An 18,865-nucleotide genomic window follows, 5' to 3' on the forward strand; every position below is an offset into this window, starting at 1 on the left:
CAAAATACCGTACCGTGATTAAATCTAAGCAAGTATTATGCCTACCTATTCACTGCTTAATCGTACTCGGTAAGTAACCTTAGATATCATCTATCGCATTCTTCACCCGTTTGTCTGACACCGGGTAAGGCGTACCCAATTGCTGAGCAAAGTAACTGACACGCAGCTCCTCTATCATCCAGCGGATCTCTTTAACGGACTCAGGAATAGCCATCCCTTTAGGGATCTTATTGAGCAGCTCCTTGTAATCATTGGTCACTGACTCAATTTTCAGCATATGCAGCCTATCTTTGTTCGGGTCGATGGGCAGTTTTTCCATCCGTCGTTCAATCGCTTTCATGTAACGCAAGATGTCTGGTAATCGCTTCCAGCCGCATTCGGTCGCAAACCCTTTGAAGATCAACCCCTCGATTTGCGCTTTGATGTCTGATAAGGCGAACGCCATCGTAAAGTCGATTTTGCCTTTGAGCTTTTTGTTGATGCTAAACGCGGTCGTTAATATTGTTTCGACTTGCTTGGCGATATCCACGACCGTGTCGCCAAGCTCGCCGCGTACATGCTCTTTCAGCTGCTCAAACTTCTCGGGCTGCCACACCAAACCGCCCTGCTCTTCAATGAGCTTATCGACGCCACACGCGATGCAGTCGTCAATCAAATCCATCACTTTACCATACGGGTTAAAGTAGAGACCGAGTTTCGATTTGTTGGGCAGATTGGCGTGCAGATACTTAATCGGCGATGGCACATTGAGCAATATCAAACGGCGCTGACCCGCTTGCATTGCTTGAATCTGCTCTTGCTCGGTTTCAAATAGCTTGATTTCTACGCTGTCTTTGCCATCAATGATGGCAGGGTAAGCTTTGACATCATACCCACCCCGCTTCTGCTGGTAGACTTTTGGCAGTTCACCAAAACTCCACGTTTGCAGACCTTGCTGTTCGATATCATCATCGGCCACTTTCGATAACGTCTCTTGCACCTGCTCTTTCAGGCTCTCTTTGAGCGCGTGCAAATCGCTGTTCTCTTTCAGTTTACGGTTGCGATGATCAACCGCGCGGAACGTCACTTTCAAATGATCAGGGAGCTGAGCAAGATTCCAATCTTCACGTAACACTTCCACACCCGTCATGCGACGTAGCTCCTTTTCCAATGCATCGAGCAGTGGCAGCTCCATCGGCGTGACACGGGCAAGAAAGGCATCCGCGTAGTTGGGCGCGGGGACAAAGTTTTTCCGTACCGTTTTGGGCAAGGATTTAATCAGGCTGACAACCAACTCATGGCGCAGGCCAGGAATTTGCCAGTCAAACCCCACGGGTTCCACTTGGTTCAAAATCGGCAGTGGAATGTGCACAGTGACACCGTCACTATTCTCACCGGGCTCGAACTGATAGCTCAATTTGAGTTTGAGACCATTTTGATACCAGAAATTTGGGTAATCGAGCTCAGTCACATGGCTCGCATCACCTTTGAACAGCATCTCTTTTTCGAAATTGAGCAGCTCAGAGTTCTCTTTTGCCGCCGCTTTCCACCAAGTATCGAAATGGCGCCCAGAAACGACGTCCGTCCCCACACGCTGATCGTAAAAATCAAACAGCTCATCATCATCGACCAAAATATCTCGTCGACGAGACTTGTGCTCGAGCTCTTCCACTTCTTGGAGTAGCTTACGGTTTTGCTTGAAGAAAGCGTGTTTGGTTTCCCACTCTCCCTCAACCAATGCGCTGCGAATGAAGATTTCGCGGCTGACCGCAGCATCAATCGTTCCGTAGTTGACTAAGCGCTTGGGTACAATAGGGATGCCATACAGCATCACTTTTTCATACGCCATGACCGCTGCGCGTTTCTTCGACCAATGAGGCTCACTGTGGCTTCGTTTGATTAGGTGCTTCGCTAGAGGTTCCACCCACTCAGGCTGAATCTTGGCAATAATGCGGCCCCAAAGTTTGGATGTTTCCACCAGCTCGGCAGAGACAATCCACTTAGGTTGCTTTTTGAATAGGCCAGAGGCAGGGAAGATATGAAAACGCGCATTACGTGCCCCTTGGTACTCATTCTTCTCCTGATCCTTCATACCGATATGAGACAATAAACCCACTAGCAGTGCACTGTGCACCCCTTGGTAACTCGCAGGCTCATCATTGAGTTTGGCATCCATCTCTCGCATTGACTGATGCAGTTGGAAATAGACATCTTGCCACTCACGAATTCGCAAGTAGTTGAGATAGTCCTCTTTACACTGCTTACGGAACTGGTTGCCCGTCAATTTTTTCTGCTGCTTTTGGATGTAATCCCATAGGTTAACGAAGGTCAGAAAGTCCGACTCTTCATGGAAAAAGCGGCGATGTTTATCATCGGACGATTGCTGTTTGTCGCTTGGGCGCTCCCTCGGATCTTGAATGGAGAGCGCAGAGGCAATCACCATCACCTCTTTGAGTGCGCCATACTTCGGCGCTTCCAACACCATACGCGCCAAACGTGGGTCAATCGGCAAACGGGCCAATTGACGCCCAGTCGGAGTAAGACGTTTTTTCGGATCTTTGGCTTTTTCGTTGATCGCCCCGAGCTCTTCGAGCAAACGCACACCGTCTTGGATGTTGCGCTTATCAGGCGCTTCAACAAATGGGAAAGCTTCGATGTCACCCAGGCCCAGAGCGGTCATCTGCAAAATGACCGACGCTAAGTTGGTGCGTAAGATCTCAGGATCGGTAAACTCCGGGCGAGAGTTAAAATCCTCTTCTGAGTAGAGGCGAATACAGATCCCCTCTTCCACACGTCCACAACGACCCTTACGCTGATTGGCGCTGGCTTGTGAAATGGGCTCAATCGGTAAGCGCTGAACTTTGGTGCGGTAACTATAACGACTGATGCGCGCCGTACCAGGATCAATCACGTATTTGATTCCCGGTACCGTTAGCGAGGTTTCCGCGACGTTGGTCGCGAGCACAATTCGACGCCCTGCGTGAGGTTGGAAAATTTTGTTCTGCTCACCTGCAGACAATCGCGCGTACAAAGGCACAATTTCGGTACTTTTCAGGTTGCGCTTAGCGAGTGCGTCCGCGGTGTCGCGAATTTCACGCTCACCGTTCATGAAGATCAAAATGTCGCCGAGCCCTTCATCGCACAGCTCATCCACCGCATCAAAAATACCTTCAAGCTGATCACGATCGCTTTCGTCTTCACCGCTCAGTGGGCGATAGCGCGTCTCCACTGGGTAGGTTCTACCAGAAACTTCAATGATCGGAGCCTGGTTGAAGTGCTTTGAAAAACGCTCTGGATCGATGGTCGCCGAGGTAATGATGATTTTCAGATCTGGGCGCTTTGGCAACAGCTCTTTCAGATAGCCGAGGATGAAATCAATGTTCAGACTGCGCTCGTGCGCTTCATCGATAATGATGGTGTCGTATTGATTGAGAAAACGATCGTGTTGAATTTCAGCCAGCAAAATACCGTCTGTCATCAACTTGATCTGGGTGTTGTCAGAAATCTGATCGTTAAAACGCACTTTGTAGCCGACAAACTCGCCGAGCGGCGTTCCCATCTCTTCAGCAATACGGTTCGCTACTGAGCGCGCTGCAAGACGACGGGGCTGGGTATGGCCAATCAAGCCATACTGACCACGGCCAAGCTCGGCACAAATTTTAGGCAACTGAGTCGTTTTACCTGAGCCGGTTTCACCGGCCACAATCACGACCTGATGCTCAGCAATCGCCTTCGCGATGTCGTCTTTCTTTTGACTGACCGGCAGCTGCGCTGGGTAGTCGATAGTCGGCGTGTGTTGCCCTCGCAGCTCGGCCTGCATGATAGACTTGGCCATATCGAGTGCGATGTCATCAAACGCGGCATGACGCGCCGCGTCCTTTTTGATTTTACTTGCCCCGCTGATGCGTTTACTGAAACGAAAGCGATCGCGAAGCATACACTGCTCCAGCGCCTTACGTAATTGAGCGGGTGAATTCACTTGCGCGGCTGGCGCGCTCTTTTTATCTGGCTGTGACGAGGTCAAAGCATGTCCTATTTTGTTACTGTCGATAAAACTGCGCGGATTGTATCACAACTGTGTGGCGACGCGCCCGTCGCAAACATGCTGGGCGCGTGATAGGGAAAAGGAGGCGCCAATACGCCGACTTATTAGAACTCGTATTGCAGATACACGGTATTGTAGTTGCTGCCACCTTTAATGCGACCATACTGAGAGGCTTTTTCGAAAATGGCGCTGCGATGATGCAGTGAGTAGCCAAACCAGAGACGTTTCAGGTCGGTATTGCCGAGCAACGACCCCACATTGACATCAAATGAGAAATCAAGATAGTTGAGAAGCTTGCTGGGTTCTCTATCTTTACGCTCCATTTCTGTCCCCTCAATATGGGTGATGCTGTCAATGTACGACATCCCCTCCGCGACGCCAAAGCGCCATTGCGTTGGCCAGTTGAATGTGTAGTAGGCTTTGATCGCCGCGACGTATTCGGTTGACGCTGATTGTACGTCCGATGACCAGTGGTGAACGATCCCTGGTGTCAAATAAATATCCAGCGGTAAGCCAAACAACTCATCCGTTAAGGGATGGCCATAAAACAGCGACGTCAACTGGTTGTTATCAGGATCTTTTTCCGCATCAAATCGGAAAATTTCACCGATATTCGATGGTGTCGCCCAGCCGTGTGCGACGCGAAGATAACGATGGTTATTCAGCTCAGACTTTGGCGCGCGTGCTTGATCATTAAAAAAGCCAAAGCCGAGAAACAGCTCGCCTTGATAGCGGTCTTGGACCATGTTGGCCTGATAGGCATTGTCATCAAGGCGCGTTACACTGGTCTCACCCAAAAGATAGAGATTCGAGATCACATGATAACGGGCACTCATTCCCACATTCACATCAACGCCTGCCCCGACCGTCTCGCCACTAAACTCGGACATCGCGTAGTAGTAGCTGTTGAAGTCAGCGTCTTTGTAGCGCACTTTGGCATACGGTGACCATTGCCAATCCCCCGACTGATACTCCCCTTTAAACGTCAGGTTGGCGTGAAAGCGAAAATCGGAATCCGCCATTAACTCGGTATTCATTCGCCATTCATCATTGATCGTATATTGTGCTTGTAATCCGGCGTCTAGCGTGTCGGTAATTAGCTGGTTTTGCTTTGAGGCAGGGACGTCAACAAATCGCAAGCGCATCAACGCATTAAGTTGCCATTGTTCGCTGTCGTCACGCCAAAGATGCGCCCCGCCTTCAGTGCCATCGATGTAAAAGGTGTCGCCGCTAAAAAACAGCATAGGAATGAAGGTGTTGACCGATTGATCGCCAGTCGTCGTATCAAATGGGATGGACGCAGTACGCACCATGGCTGCAATGCCCCACTGCTGCTCACTTTGCGTAGCCGGTTGAGAGACGTCTGCGTGAGCAGTACTGACGCCGGCTAAAGTGAGCGCTGCGGTGCAGGAAAACGAGCGCCAATGAAGAGATGAGATTGTTGCCATTTTGTATCCAATATTGATTGAACCACACAATTTGTCGCCAATCAGTGTGCTTAGTACTTATGTTTGAGCGCGGTTAGCCGCTAGAATAGCTATATGATCTCTTAAATCGAACCATTGTGAAAGCATCTGAACTAAAGAAACTTCTAAGTGCGTTACCTCAAGGTGACGACCCAGACATCGTCACCGGCGATGAGTGGTTACCCGAGCAACTCCTCGACACTCACGTTGACGGTGATCTGCTGTTTATGCATTTTGATACTGCACCTGATGAATCCTCCGGAGAGGAAGAAGGGCGAGGCTTTGTCGAGCACGAAATTGATCTCATTCGACAACGCTTAGGCTCGTTGCTTAATGAGCCTAGCGATAGCGAAAGCAAAATCGATGCACTGCTGGCTTTGGTCTTGATGGCGCATGAGCAATCCAGTTCAGAAGTGATAGAGCGACTCGAAGGCCCCGAGCTGGCACCCGAGCCATCAAACCCCAAAGAGAGTGATGAGTAAAGAAACGACACTACCCTACCTCATTGCAGGCCCAATCCTGCGCAAAGCGACGCCTGAACATCTAGTGTTTTGGTTGGTCACCTCTGCCCCTTTGCACGGCTCTTTTGAGCTCTACCAGCAAGGGCAACCGCTATTGAAGGATTCACTCAGTCAGTGTTCATCGATTCAGATAGGCGAATACGCGTACGTGACCTTGGCACATTTTCGCGGCCATTTCCCAGCCAACGAAACACTGAGTTACGACTTTGTCACCCCTCACGGTGGCCTGGCTGAACTGGCGCCTTATTTGCTCTATCCCGGTGAGACCCGCTTACACTTTCACCTGTCGACCCAAGCAAACTACGTTGTGCATGGGTCGTGCCGCAACCCACATCACCCCAGCGGTGATGCACTGGTGGCAATGGAAGCGAAAGTGTCTGCCAAATCACCTCAAGAGCGGCCAGATTTGCTGATGATGGCCGGTGACCAAATCTACGCCGATCATGTTGCAGGGCCGACATTAGATGCCATTGATCAAGTTATCGATCTGCTCGGTCTGAGAGGAGAGATGTTTGAAGGGGCCTGTGTTGACAATGACAAAGCGCTGCGCCGACACACTCATCACCTTTATGGCCGAGAGCACATTTTGCCCACCTACCACCCAGACAAGCGCTGGTGGCACGCCTTTTTTAAGCCCTCTGAGCAGCCTGTTTTCAGCGCCACGGGCGCAGAGAACCACCTGATTGCCTGCGCGGAATTTATCGCGATGTATCTATTGGTGTGGTCGCCCGTCTTATGGCGACATGTGGATCGAGAACGCCTCAACAAGCCTAACACTGAGACGGATCTACCGACCATTCCCGAGCAATGGCAAACCACGTTTGAGCAGGAAGCCCACGTCATGGAGGCGTTTGTGGAGGGCTTGCCCAAGGTAGCACGGTTGTTGGCTCATATTCCCACTTACATGATTTTCGACGACCACGATGTCACCGATGATTGGAATTTAACCGTCGGCTGGGAATATCAGGTCTATCAGCACCCCTTTTCCAAACGGATTATTGGCAACGCGCTGATCGGCTACTGGTTGTGTCAGGGGTGGGGCAATGAGCCCGACCATTTTGACGCCGAGTTTATCAGTCTAGCGCAGCGCTATTTTGAAGACCCCGTCCCCCAGCATCACGATGCTTTTATCGCGCATTTGCTCAGTTTTGAGCAGTGGCATTACACCATTGACACCTCGCCTAAGGTGGTGGTGCTCGATACCCGTACCCGCCGCTGGCGCTCGGAATCTAGGATGAACAAACCATCAGGTTTGATGGATTGGGAAGCGTTGATGGAACTGCAACAAGCCTTGCTCCATCAAGAAAAAGTGATCATCGTTTCTCCTGCACCTATGTTTGGCGTTAAATTTATCGAAACGCTGCAACGCATTGTTACCCTATTAGGTAAACCTTTGATGGTGGATGCGGAAAACTGGATGGCGCACCCGGGCAGTGCCAACACCTTACTGAGTATTTTCACTCATACCCAGACGCCGACCAACTTTGTTATTCTCTCTGGCGATGTGCACTACTCTTTCGCTTATGACATAGAGTTGCGCTTTCGTAAAAATAGCCCACACCTTTATCAGTTCACCTGCAGTGGCTTTAAGAGCCAGTTCCCAGAGCCCTTATTGGCGATCTGCGATCACGCGGACAGACTGCTCTATTCACCGCGCTCGCCACTCAACTGGTTTACCAAACGTAAGCGTTTGAAGGTTCGTAAACGTGATCCTGATTGCCAGGGACTGCGCAGACTGATTAATGCCAGCGCGATTGGCGAGCTCCACCTCGATGAAAAAGGTGCCCCCAAATCGATCGAAATTTTGACGTCTGAAGGCAAGCGCATCGCTTTTCCACCCATAAAGCCATCCCGCTAATGACCCGACTTCATCCACTAGGTGCTCTTAGGTGGCGTTAAGTAAGGATTGTGTAAAGAGGCTTGTGATCGCCGTCAATCATCACTATGTATATATCATATCGAATGTATTGAGGTCACAACGATGATGAATGCGCTATCTAAACTCTTTAAGCAATTGGTGGAAGGCAAAGACTTAGGAGAGCAATCAAGCCAAGATCCGCATCTGGCGATCGCCTGTTTGCTGTCCGAAGTGGCCGGTGCCGATCACCAAGTGAGCGAGGAAGAGGCCCAAGCCAAACAGCAATTGCTGTCGCGCCTAGTCGGGGTTGATCACCAACAAGCAACCCACCTCCTCGCCCGAGCAAAAGAGACGACTCAGCACTCTGCCTCGCTGTATGATTTTACTTCCCAACTTCGTTCACTCACCCAAGAGACGCGTTTTGAGTTGATTCAAGCCATGTGGCAAGTCGCACACGCCGATGGCAACATCGACCCACTTGAAGACGCCGTGATCAGAAAAACCGCTGAACTCTTGTATGTGGATCACAGCGAGTTTATCCGCGCCAAATTATCGGTCATCGAGGACAATGACGGCAAATAACCTAGCGGCTCGTTTTTAATCCACAAAGTCACGGCGCTGGATATCGTATTGCGTCATTTTGTTGTTAAGTGTGCGTCGTGGCAGTTCCAATTCGTCCATCACTGCTTGCACGTTACCTTTATGGCGTTTAAACGCTTGAACAATCACCTGCCGTTCAAAGCTGTGCACGCGATCCGCGAGGTTGTTTGAGCTCGGGCTCGGCGTTAGCGGCTCCGTCCCCAGTACGCTGGCCAAATTTACGCCCTGGCCGATACCCAATACATACCGCTCGGCACTGTTTTTCAACTGGCGCACATTGCCGGGCCACTCTTGTTCACACAGTAGCAAACTCTCCTGGTCGCTGAGCGGCTGATAGTCACGTTGGTATTGCATCGCGGCTTTGCGTGCAAAAAATTCGAACAAGAGCGGAATGTCTTCACGGCGATCGGCCAAATCTGGCAAATGCAGTTCCATGACATTGAATCGGTAATAGAGGTCCTCACGAAACTCGCCCCGTTCAGACGCCTGTTTGAGATCGACTTTAGTCGCCGCGATCACCCACAAATCCAATGCGATCTCTTGGTTAGAACCGACTCTTTCCACTTTCCTCTCTTGCAACACACGCAGCAGCTTAATTTGAAAACTGATCGGCATACTCTCTATTTCATCAAGAAACAGCGTCCCTTTGTTCGAGTGCTCAATTTTCCCGATGCGCTTAGACTGAGCGCCGGTAAACGCGCCCTTCTCATGGCCAAACAGCTCACTTTCAAACAAATTGTCCGGTATGGCGCCGCAGTTGACCGCCACAAAGGGATGATCACGCCGTGCGCTCACCTCATGTAAACATCGCGCCACCAGCTCTTTACCGGTCCCGGTCGAGCCATTGATCACTGTATCCACGGGAGTTTGGCCGAGCATTAAGATCTGCTGACGAAGGGCATTCATTACTGGCGACTCGCCAATCATTCTGCTTTCAAGCGTGGGGCGCTGACTGAGTAAGCGCTGCAAGTTCCGGTTTTCCAACACAAGCCGCCGCTTCTCGCCTGCGCGCTGAATTCTGTCAATCAACAAATCTGGCTCTACCGGTTTTTCAATGAAGTCATACACACCACCGCGCATCGCGTCGACCGCCATTTTGACATCCCCATGCGCCGTCACCAGCAGCACCGGAATATCACTGTCGATGGTTTGTACTGCCTTGGCAAACGCTAGGCCATCCATTTTTGGCATTCGGATGTCAGACACCACCACACAATGGCTTTGAGCATCAATGGTGGCCAAGGCGCTCTGCGCATCGGCGAAATCTCGCACGCTCAATCCGGCCAGCTGCAACCACTGTTTGGTCGCTCGGCGGATTGCACTTTCATCATCAACCAAGATGACTTCGGGCGGCAAAGAGTGACCAAGCGCCGCCAACTCGTCTGACGGGGGAAAAGGGTGTGTCATGAGGAACTCCTTAATTCTTCTTCAGGCGATTCGGCGCACTGGAGTTTCAACTGAAATTCGCAGCCCTTATCAGCGGCAATCACCTCCAACTGCCCACCAAACTCTTCGACAATCGTGCGTGAGACGGAGAGCCCTAAACCCACCCCCTTCCCTTCCGGTTTGGTGGTAAAAAATGGCTCAAACAGACTCGCCAAGTGTTCCGCCGCGATGCCGGCGCCATTGTCGGTCACCGAGAGCAACACCTCGCTGCCCTGCTGCCAAGCGCAAATCTGAATCTTACCGAGATCTCGATGCCCGTTTGCGTCGCCTTCTTTTGCGTTGTTGGCGTCTTCAGCAATTGCATCGGCGGCATTGCGCAGCAGATTCACTAACACTTGCTCTAACTTGATCTCCTCCGCGCGCACAAGCAGCGGTGATTCCGGCGGCTGCCAATCGAGTACAATGTGATGTTTGTCTAACCTAGGTTGAACCACCACCAGCGCGTTGCGCACTGACTGCGCGAGATCAACGGGCGATAGCGCGCTGACCGACTTGCTGGCAAAGTGCTTCAAGCGTGAGATGATTTTCGTCACGCGACGTATAAGGTGGTCGATTTCGTCGAGATTCTCTTGCGCCATCTCATAGCCACCGCGCTCAACCAATAATTGGGTACTGGCTAAATAGGTCAACGTGGCTTGCAATGGCTGACTGATTTCGTGCACCAACTCCGCAGACAGTTGACCCAACGCGGCCAATTTTTCTGCCTGAATCAACTCTTCGTTGGTTTGCCGCAAGATGTTTTCCGTACGGATACGCTCTTCGATCTCTCGTTTGAGTTGCGAGTTACTCTGCCTGAGGGCGTTGGTACGCTGCGCCACCCGCCATTCGAGCTGCTGCTGATGGCGAAAGCGGCTCATCAAATAGAGCGCCACCAGCGCTAACACCGTCGTTAGCAAGGCGGAGACGATCATCGCGTTGTATTTGCTTTGGGTAAGGTCTTGCAGATCACTGAGGTAGACCAATCGCCAACCGAGCGCACGAATATCGCGTTGATGGAGAACGTAGCGTGTCGCGACGCCATCCTCGCCGCGAAGATCCAACACCGTTTTTCCTTGTGGTGAGCTGGGCAAAGCCGTATAGCTCAGCGGTTCAATCGGGTGATTGGCGTACTTTTGTGCTTGGCGTAATGCCTCTCGGATTTGGTCAGAAATCGCGCCCAAGGTGCGGTATCGCCAATGCGGCTGACTGGCCAAAAAGATCACACCGTCAGCATCACTGACCCAAACCCCTTCGCCACCTGCGTGCCAACTCGCTTCTAATTGAGACATGTCCACTTTGAGGACAGTGACACCAACAATCTGGTTTTCGACGCGAACAGGACGAGAGAGAAACAGACCCGGTTCACCTGTGGTCACGCCAATGGCAAAAAATCGACCATTGCGGCCCGCCATCGCCTCGGTAAAGTAAGGGCGAAAGTGGTAATCATGGCCGACAAAGCTGCCCTCTTGGTTCCAGTTGCTACTGGCAAGGACTTGCCCTGATTTGTCCATTAGATACAGTGCATCCGCACCCGATTCGCTTTGCCACTGAGCCAGTTTTTGGTTCACTTCGTCAATCAGCCGCGTTTTCTCTGGCGTTGCCAGTAGCTGCTGCACTTCATCATCTTGCGCGGCAATAAACGGAAGATAGTGAAAGCGTTGATACTCAGCCTCAACGGTCGAGGCGTAGAGATTCAGCCTCTCTTCACCGACGGTATCAAGCTGCGCAAAATGTCGTGTCTCGATACTCTCGATCCATAACCGAGCCATAACAATAGCCAGTACCGTTGCAATCACCACGATCCAGACCGTGACTTTTCTACTGCTCTCGAGGTGCAGCGCCCACCACGCCGGTTTACTGACCATGATTTCCCTTATCTGTTGTACGACGACGATTGTGCCTTTCACTGAGCTTGAGCAATTCAAAAAACGCGCCAGCCTGCGCCCTGTGCCGCTTAGCAATAAGCCTGATGGACGCGCGACGGCGCGACTCTTAATAGGTACACAAATAGCACTCGCTGGAATCGGCCAAATTTGGCGCATCCAATCACTCAGCTCCCACAAGGATGAGCCAATTTTGGCCGATTTTCTTGTTGCTGCGTCTAAATTGCGCCGTTCATCACGCCAAGTCGGCTCGCTCAGCCCTTTCATCACCGGGCGGGGCGCAAACAGTTAACATTATCACAACAAGTTGGCAAACCCCTTGCTATACCCAATGGGTCACAACAAAAAACGGAGCGCCATGTTAAGCAGGCTAAACCTGTCGCGCCCACCTTAACCCTACACGACTGGTGACCAGTCAAATCAATACAACAAGGATGAAAGAATGAAAACTCTCAACGCCACGTTAATCACCGCCCTCGCATTAAGTGGGTTTGTCGCAACGGAAGTCAGAGCCGCTACCGAGTGGAACGTCTCTCTGTGGGGCAAACGCCGCGCTTTTACCGAAAACGTCGAAAAGCTGGCTGAGCTGGTCGAGGCGAAAACCAATGGCGAGTTCAAACTTAATATTTCTTACGGTGGATTATCTAAAGCAAGAGAAAATCTCGATGGCATCTCTTTTGGCGCGTTTGAAATGGCGCAGTTTTGTGCCTTCTACCACGCAGACAAAAACCCCACCATCACGGTGGCAGAACTCCCCTTCTCTCAAGATGTATCGCTTGGCCGCGTGAGCGAAATCTACATGGAACTGTTCAAGCATCCGGCCGTGGTTAAGGACCTCGCTCGCTGGAATGCCACGCTCCTTATGCCTACACCAATGCCGCAATACAACATCGTCAGTAAAGGGGATCCGCTAACGTCACTGGAAGACTTTGACGGTCTGCGTGTCCGCGGCCCGGGCGGTATTATGGGTGTGTTGAGTAAACTGGGCGCGATCAAAACCGGTGTTCCGTTTGCCGAAGTTCGTCAGTCCATGGACTCCAATGTTATCGATGCGGCTTCATTTGCGCCGCACGCGCATCTCGCCACCAACTCCTACAAAGTGGCGACGTGGGGCACCACCAACCTCAACTTAGGTTCTGCTAACTGTCCGGTGGTAGTCAACACCGAAGCGCTAGAGATGCTCAAACCCAGTCACCGTGAAGCGCTGCTTGGTTCTGTGGATGAAGCGCTCGATTTCTACGTTCAAAACTACGAACAGAACACCACCGCAAAATACGAAGCCGCGGTTAAAGCGCAAGGTTTGACCATGGTGACGTTCAATGCCGAACAAACCGAGCAGTTGAACACGCTCTCTGAGTCCGTACGTCAAGAGTGGGTGGCGCAGTACAAAGATCAGTTTGACTCTCAAGCGGTCCTTGATTTCACCGCCGGGTTATTCGCACAAAAGTAACTGAACACTAAGCTCGTTGGGCTCAATCTGAGCCCAACGTTTCCTGCTTCACCTTGATTTTATTTTGATGACGTTAATCGCTATTCGATGAATGTCTGAGACAAAAGGAGGCCGAAATGTCGGCTGCTGCGTCCGTACGAGAAGATCACTCTCTGCTTAGTCGAGTGGATCGCTGGTTCTTCCGTTTTGAATCGCTACTGAACTTACTCGGTGGCATCACCATATTTTTATTGGTTTTTCTTGCCACCGTGAACATCTTGGGCCGTTGGCTGTTTAGTGCCCCTATCAGCGGTTATGTGGATTGGGTGGAACAAGCGATGGCGTTTATCGCCTTTCTTGGCATTGCCTACACTCAGCGAATGGGTGGCCACATTCGCATGGACATTGTTGTCGGCCAGTTTCGCGGTCGATGGCTGTGGTTTACTGAACTGCTGACGACCGCGCTGATGCTGTTGGTGACTTTCGTACTGATCTACGGCTCTTACCTGCATTTCTGGCGTGCTTACTCGATTGGCGACTCCTCACTCGACATCAATCTCCCCACGTGGCCAGCCAAATTAGTCGTCACTGTGGCGCTGTCGATTCTCGCCTTGCGTCTCTGTTTACAACTCTGGGGTTATGCACGTGCACTAAGGCAAGGCGGCGACTCGCCAGTAGCCGTGCCTTTGATTGAGTCCGCTGCGGAAGTGGCGGCAAAAGAAGCTGAAAGTGTCAGCGGTCACGACAACTAGGAGCCTTATCTTGTCTGATTTATTTACTACGATGGGCAACATGGACAGTATCGAAATCGGTCTGTGGGTGTCCGGAGCCATGCTCCTGTTTGTTCTTCTCGGTGTGCGCGTCGCCTTTGCCGCTGCGATTGCGGGGTTTTTAGGTCTGGTTTGGATCTTCAGTGCCAAACTGGGTTTTGAGCGCGGTGTTATGGTTGCAATCAAAATGGCTGGCACCATCCCTCACTCTAAAGTGTCATCTCTGGCGCTCTCATTGATCCCAACCTTTATTCTGATCGGTTTTCTCGCGTATCACGCAGGACTCACCAAATCATTGTTTGAGGCGGCGAAGCGCTGGGTGGGGTGGCTCCCCGGCGGTATGGGGGTGGCGACGGTTTTCTCTACCGCAGGTTTTGCCGCGGTGTCGGGAGCGTCTGTAGCCACCTCTGCGGTATTTGCGCGTATCGCGGTCCCTGAAATGCTCAAACTCGGCTACGACAAGCGCTTTGCCGCAGGCGTGGTCGCTGCAGGTGGCACACTCGCTTCCTTGATCCCCCCTTCGGCTATTTTGGTGATTTACGCCATCATTGTTGAGCAAGATGTCGGCGCGCTGCTGATGGCAGGCTTTATTCCCGGATTGGTCTCGGCACTCATCTATGGCGGCTTAGTCATCTTCCTTGCGATGACGCGCAAAAACTTCGGTCCACCAGTGCGCGGCTACACTTGGAAACAGCGCATGGAGTCACTGCCTGCGGCTGCTCCGATCTTCTTTGTCGTCGCCATCATCATGATCTGTATCTATGGTGGTGTCGGAACGCCCACCGAAGCAGGCGCGCTTGGCGCGACCGCCATTCTGTTTGTCGCACTCTATCACGGCAGTCGCTGGCAAGAGCTGAAAAGCTCAATGATGGAGACCGCCAAACTGTCGGCGATGATCTTCGCCATCATTTGGGGCGTGTTGATTTACGTGCGTTTTCTTGGCTTTGCCGATTTACCGAGCGCCTTCTCAGACTGGATTGTCAGCCTTGAACAAAGCCCGATGCTGACACTGCTGCTTATCCTCTGCGCCTACGCCGTCCTTGGCATGTTTATGGACGCCATCGGCATGCTTTTGCTGACGTTACCTGTGGTCTATCCTGCCATTATAGCCTTAAACGGCGGAATGGATGTCGCCGCAGCAGACTCCGCCTTCGGTGTGTCTGGCATTGGCTGCGCAATCTGGTTTGGCATTATCGTGGTGAAAATGGCAGAGCTGTGTCTCATTACTCCACCGATTGGCTTGAACTGCTTTGTGGTGGCTGGCGTGCGCCCCGAGTGCTCAGTACAAGATGTCTTTCGCGGATGTACGCCATTTTTTGTCGCCGATGTCATTACCATCGCGGTCTTGATCGCCTTCCCGAGCATCGTTCTTTGGTTACCGGAGTTGATTGGCTACGCGTAATCAACGCAAACAGGGAGCCTCGGCTCCCTGTTTGTTTCTCTCTATCGAATTGAATCTCGACACACGCTCAATCTCGCTATCTAGAGCATGGTCAACGCCAATTTGGCAAGGTTGTAGGCATCGACATAGCCTGAGTGCTGGCGCCCTTCCCAGTCAATGCCTTGACTTTCTTGCGCCGCGCGATGCCCAATACGTTTGTCTTTCAGGCGATGCTGAATTCGATACAGGGTCGCAAGGTTAATGAACTCTCTGAACGGCATCTCAATGCCTTTCTCTGCGCACTCTTTCTCAAGGATCTGGTCATCTCGCCCCCATGAGGCATAAATCTTATTACTACCGCCAAAGTTTTTAATCATCGACTTGATCACCTCGGCTAACGGACGGCCTTGCTTATCAATTTTGCGCGGTGTAATGCCTGTCAGTTCCGCGCAAAACAGTGAAACTTCATCACGCTCGGGTTTGACATAGTATTGCGCTCGCTTAACCACCTCGCCTTTGGCCAAATCGATTTCCGCCAGACCAATTTCAATGATCTCGCCCGTGGTGCCGACACCATTCTCATTCCAGCAACACATTTCTAAATCGAAACAGACTACTCGGTTGTGGTTCATGACTCGCCTTTAGGTTCGCTATTGTGACAGTAACAAAGCGCCGAATTTTACCCTAACTAGGCGCAAAACTCGACCTCGCGCTGACTAGCATTGCATCGCTTAAACCGATTTGGCGCGATTTTATTTGCCGTTTCTGCGCCCGTTTTCACCATTCATTACGTTGGCATGGTTAAAAAGAGAGCAAATACATCGCCAAATCTGGTGCGAGTTTGCTTTGACACAAGCGGTTTCACTTGAATGTGTTATATTTGCCCCAATTTCATGTCAAATGATTGTGCCGCTGCCAAGGCAGCCAACACAGGCAGCCGTGTTTAGCTCGGCGCAAAATTTAGTTTCCAAGAGAATGATTATGACTTTCGATTTACAAATGATTCCTCAAACCTTCGACATGCTTCATGCCGGATTAACCGCCTCAAGCGTTCTACTGTTACTTGTTGCGGTCTCGCGCAAATCTAAGGTGATTGAGAAAGTGGTTGAAAAACCCGTTGAGAAAATTGTCGAGGTAGAAAAGCCGGTCGAGAAAATCGTCGAAGTTGAAAAAGTCGTTGAAGTTGAAAAGATCGTTGAGAAAGTGGTGGAAGTGGAGTCAAAACTGGCCACGGCGTCAACCGATTCCGCGATGCAGTTGCTTTCATTGTTACAACAAGAAGCGCGTTTAATTGACTTCCTCAAAGAAGACGTCAGTGCGTTTTCTGATGAAGAAGTGGGCGCTGCTGCGCGCGTCATTCACAGCGGCGGGCAAAAAGTACTCGCAGAGTACGTGACCCTTGAGCCGATTCGTCAAGAAGAGGAAGAGAGCCGCATTACTGTGGAAGACGGCTTTGATCCGCAAAAGGTTCGTCTAACGGGCAACGTGACCGGCCAAGCGCCGTTCCATGGCACTTTGGTCCACAAAGGCTGGAAAGCCAGCGCGATGAAGCTGCCTAAATTGGCGGATCACTATGATGCGTCGATCATTGCACCAGCAGAGGTGGAGCTGTAATGGAACAGACAACAAACGCACCAACCTTCAGTGTCGGTATTGACTTAGGCACGACTCACTGTGTCATGTCGTTTGTTGATACGCGCATCGAAGACGCGCGTGTCGAGGTGATGGCCATTCCACAATTGACTGCCCCGGGCACGGTAGAGTCCCATACTCAACTGGGTTCGTTTCTCTATCAGCCCCATGAGCATGAGATGAACCCTGCTGCGCGCGTTCTTCCTTGGTCTTCAGAGCCTAAAGCCTTGGTTGGCGCCATTGCTCGTAATCTCGGTGCCAAAACCCCGATTCGCTTAGTGGCCAGTGCCAAATCTTGGCTTTGTCACGGCGGTGTAAACCGTCGCGACGCGTTTTTGCCCGCAGGTAGCCCGGAAGAGGTCGAGAAAGTCTCGCCTTTGCGTGCGACTGAGCTCTACCTTGAGCACCTCAAAGCGGCGTGGAATCATCGTCATCCTCAGCACCCGCTAGAAGAGCAAGACGTAACCTTAACGGTGCCCGCCTCGTTTGATCCTGCCGCGCGCGATTTAACGGCGGAAGCGGCACGTCATGTGGGCCTCACGCACCTCACACTGCTTGAGGAGCCTCAAGCGGCGCTCTACAACTGGATAGACAACAGCCAAGACGCGTGGCGTGATGAAGTTGAAGTCGGTGATGTGGTTCTGGTGGTCGATATTGGCGGCGGTACCACGGATTTGTCTCTGGTTGAAGTGACCGAAGAAGAGGGTAACCTCGCGCTAAACCGCATCGCGGTGGGCGAGCATATCCTACTGGGCGGTGACAACATGGATCTGGCTCTAGCTTATCGATTAAAGATGAAACTTGCCCAAGAAGGCAAAGAGCTGCAACCTTGGCAAGTTCAAGCCATGACTCACGCCTGTCGTGATGCGAAAGAAGCGTTGCTCAACGATGCGGATCTGGCGAGCGTGCCGATTGTCGTGCCGAGCCGAGGCTCGAAACTATTGGGCGCGACACTCAAAACAGAACTCACTCAACAAGAAGTGCAACAAACACTGGTGGATGGCTTCTTCCCGCAAGTAGGGATTGATGAACACCCGGTTCAACGTGCGCGCGGCGCATTGACCCAAATGGGTCTGCCGTACGCCCAAGATGCGGGTATCACTCGTCACATTGCGGCTTTTCTCGTCAAACAAGCAGGCGCACAAAGTGGCCAACATGAGTCAGAGAGTGCCATGCCATTTGCTGGTATTCCGGGTATGGCCCCTGCTCAGCTCAGCTTTATCAAACCTACGGCGCTGCTGTTCAACGGTGGCGTATTGAAATCGCCTCTTTTGGCTGAACGTCTTGAGAGCACACTCAATACTTGGCTCACTGAGGCCAATGCCCCTGAGGCCAAGCGATTAACGGGTGTTGACCTTGATCTGGCGGTTGCCAGCGGCGCAGCCTACTATGGCGCGGTGCGTCGTGGTCAAGGCGTGCGTATTCGCGGTGGTATCGCCTCAAGCTTTTATGTCGGTATCGAAAGTGCCATGCCTGCTATACCAGGGATGGCGCCGCCGATGGAAGCACTGTGTGTGGCACCTTTTGGTATGGAAGAAGGCTCAAGCGTGGATGTACCTAGCCAAGCCTTTGGTTTGATCATTGGCCAGCCGGTCAACTTCCAGTTCTTCGGTTCGACCGTGCGTCGAGACGATCTGGCCGGTACTCACCTTGACCATTGGGGACCAGATGAGCTCGAAGAGCTGCCGGAGATTCAGGTCACGCTGCCCGTCTCTGAAGGTCGTAGAGAAGGCGAAGTGGTGCCCGTCACCCTCTCTTCACGCGTCACTGAGCTCGGTACTTTGTACCTTGAAGCCATTGCCAATGATAACGGCCAAAAATGGCACGTTGAATTTGACGTACGCGAAGAATAATCCCATAACGGCATCCCTTGGAT

General features: G+C 51.7%; 13 protein-coding genes. 8 read left to right on the forward strand and 5 right to left on the reverse strand.

Features of this window, described 5'->3' with window-relative positions:
* Positions 1-79 precede the first annotated feature (79 nt).
* Positions 80-4,003: an ATP-dependent RNA helicase HrpA gene (hrpA, locus tag AC6R10_RS05760; RefSeq protein ID WP_500671738.1), complete on the reverse strand. Its 3,924-nt coding sequence runs from the start codon at positions 4,001-4,003 to the stop codon at positions 80-82.
* Positions 4,004-4,128: 125 nt separating this feature from the next.
* A complete protein-coding gene (locus AC6R10_RS05765) occupies positions 4,129-5,472 on the reverse strand; it encodes a MipA/OmpV family protein (protein WP_500671739.1) in 1,344 nt (447 codons plus the stop codon).
* A 116-nt stretch (positions 5,473-5,588) separates the two neighbouring features.
* On the opposite strand from AC6R10_RS05765, the gene AC6R10_RS05770 reads away from it, so the two are divergent.
* From AC6R10_RS05770 to AC6R10_RS05780, 3 genes are all read left to right on the forward strand, one after another.
* Positions 5,589-5,972, forward strand: a complete 384-nt coding sequence (locus AC6R10_RS05770) for a VC1380 family protein (protein WP_500671740.1) — start codon at positions 5,589-5,591, stop codon at positions 5,970-5,972.
* Positions 5,965-7,869, forward strand: coding sequence for a metallophosphoesterase family protein (locus AC6R10_RS05775; RefSeq protein WP_500671741.1), 1,905 nt, complete (start codon positions 5,965-5,967; stop codon positions 7,867-7,869). The genes AC6R10_RS05770 and AC6R10_RS05775 overlap by 8 nt, the downstream gene beginning before the upstream one ends.
* 123 nt (positions 7,870-7,992) lie before the next feature.
* Positions 7,993-8,451, forward strand: coding sequence for a tellurite resistance TerB family protein (locus AC6R10_RS05780; RefSeq protein WP_500671742.1), 459 nt, complete (start codon positions 7,993-7,995; stop codon positions 8,449-8,451).
* Positions 8,452-8,466: 15 nt separating this feature from the next.
* Here the strand turns inward: AC6R10_RS05780 and AC6R10_RS05785 are convergent, their stop codons facing one another.
* Both AC6R10_RS05785 and AC6R10_RS05790 read right to left on the reverse strand, forming a co-directional pair.
* Complete coding sequence (locus tag AC6R10_RS05785; RefSeq protein ID WP_500671743.1) at positions 8,467-9,876, reverse strand: sigma-54-dependent transcriptional regulator; 1,410 nt, start codon at positions 9,874-9,876, stop codon at positions 8,467-8,469.
* Positions 9,873-12,044 carry a sensor histidine kinase gene (locus AC6R10_RS05790; protein ID WP_500672016.1) on the reverse strand — a complete coding sequence of 724 codons (2,172 nt, stop codon included), beginning with the start codon at positions 12,042-12,044 and terminating at the stop codon, positions 9,873-9,875. The genes AC6R10_RS05785 and AC6R10_RS05790 overlap by 4 nt, the downstream gene beginning before the upstream one ends.
* Positions 12,045-12,219: 175 nt before the next feature.
* On the opposite strand from AC6R10_RS05790, the gene dctP reads away from it, so the two are divergent.
* The 3 genes from dctP (at position 12,220) to AC6R10_RS05805 (ending at position 15,378) form a co-directional block, all read left to right on the forward strand.
* Positions 12,220-13,227: a TRAP transporter substrate-binding protein DctP gene (gene dctP, locus AC6R10_RS05795; protein WP_500671744.1), complete on the forward strand. Its 1,008-nt coding sequence runs from the start codon at positions 12,220-12,222 to the stop codon at positions 13,225-13,227.
* A 116-nt stretch (positions 13,228-13,343) separates the two neighbouring features.
* Positions 13,344-13,958 carry a TRAP transporter small permease subunit gene (locus AC6R10_RS05800; protein WP_500671745.1) on the forward strand — a complete coding sequence of 205 codons (615 nt, stop codon included), beginning with the start codon at positions 13,344-13,346 and terminating at the stop codon, positions 13,956-13,958.
* A 10-nt stretch (positions 13,959-13,968) separates the two neighbouring features.
* The gene (locus tag AC6R10_RS05805) at positions 13,969-15,378 is read left to right on the forward strand and encodes a TRAP transporter large permease (RefSeq protein WP_500671746.1); all 1,410 of its coding nucleotides are present in this window, start codon (positions 13,969-13,971) and stop codon (positions 15,376-15,378) included.
* An 80-nt stretch (positions 15,379-15,458) separates the two neighbouring features.
* On the opposite strand, the gene AC6R10_RS05810 is transcribed toward AC6R10_RS05805, so the two are convergent.
* Complete coding sequence (locus tag AC6R10_RS05810; protein ID WP_500671747.1) at positions 15,459-15,989, reverse strand: 3'-5' exonuclease; 531 nt, start codon at positions 15,987-15,989, stop codon at positions 15,459-15,461.
* Between the two features lie 349 nt (positions 15,990-16,338).
* Here AC6R10_RS05810 and AC6R10_RS05815 point away from each other — a divergent pair, with 349 nt between their 5' ends.
* Positions 16,339-16,971, forward strand: a complete 633-nt coding sequence (locus AC6R10_RS05815) for a DUF2760 domain-containing protein (protein WP_500671748.1) — start codon at positions 16,339-16,341, stop codon at positions 16,969-16,971.
* Positions 16,971-18,842, forward strand: a complete 1,872-nt coding sequence (locus tag AC6R10_RS05820; protein WP_500671749.1) for an Hsp70 family protein — start codon at positions 16,971-16,973, stop codon at positions 18,840-18,842. The genes AC6R10_RS05815 and AC6R10_RS05820 overlap by 1 nt, the downstream gene beginning before the upstream one ends.
* Positions 18,843-18,865: the final 23 nt, after the last annotated feature.

The sequence above is a fragment of the Vibrio sp. R12-SG2-ISO1 genome (assembly GCF_059834045.1).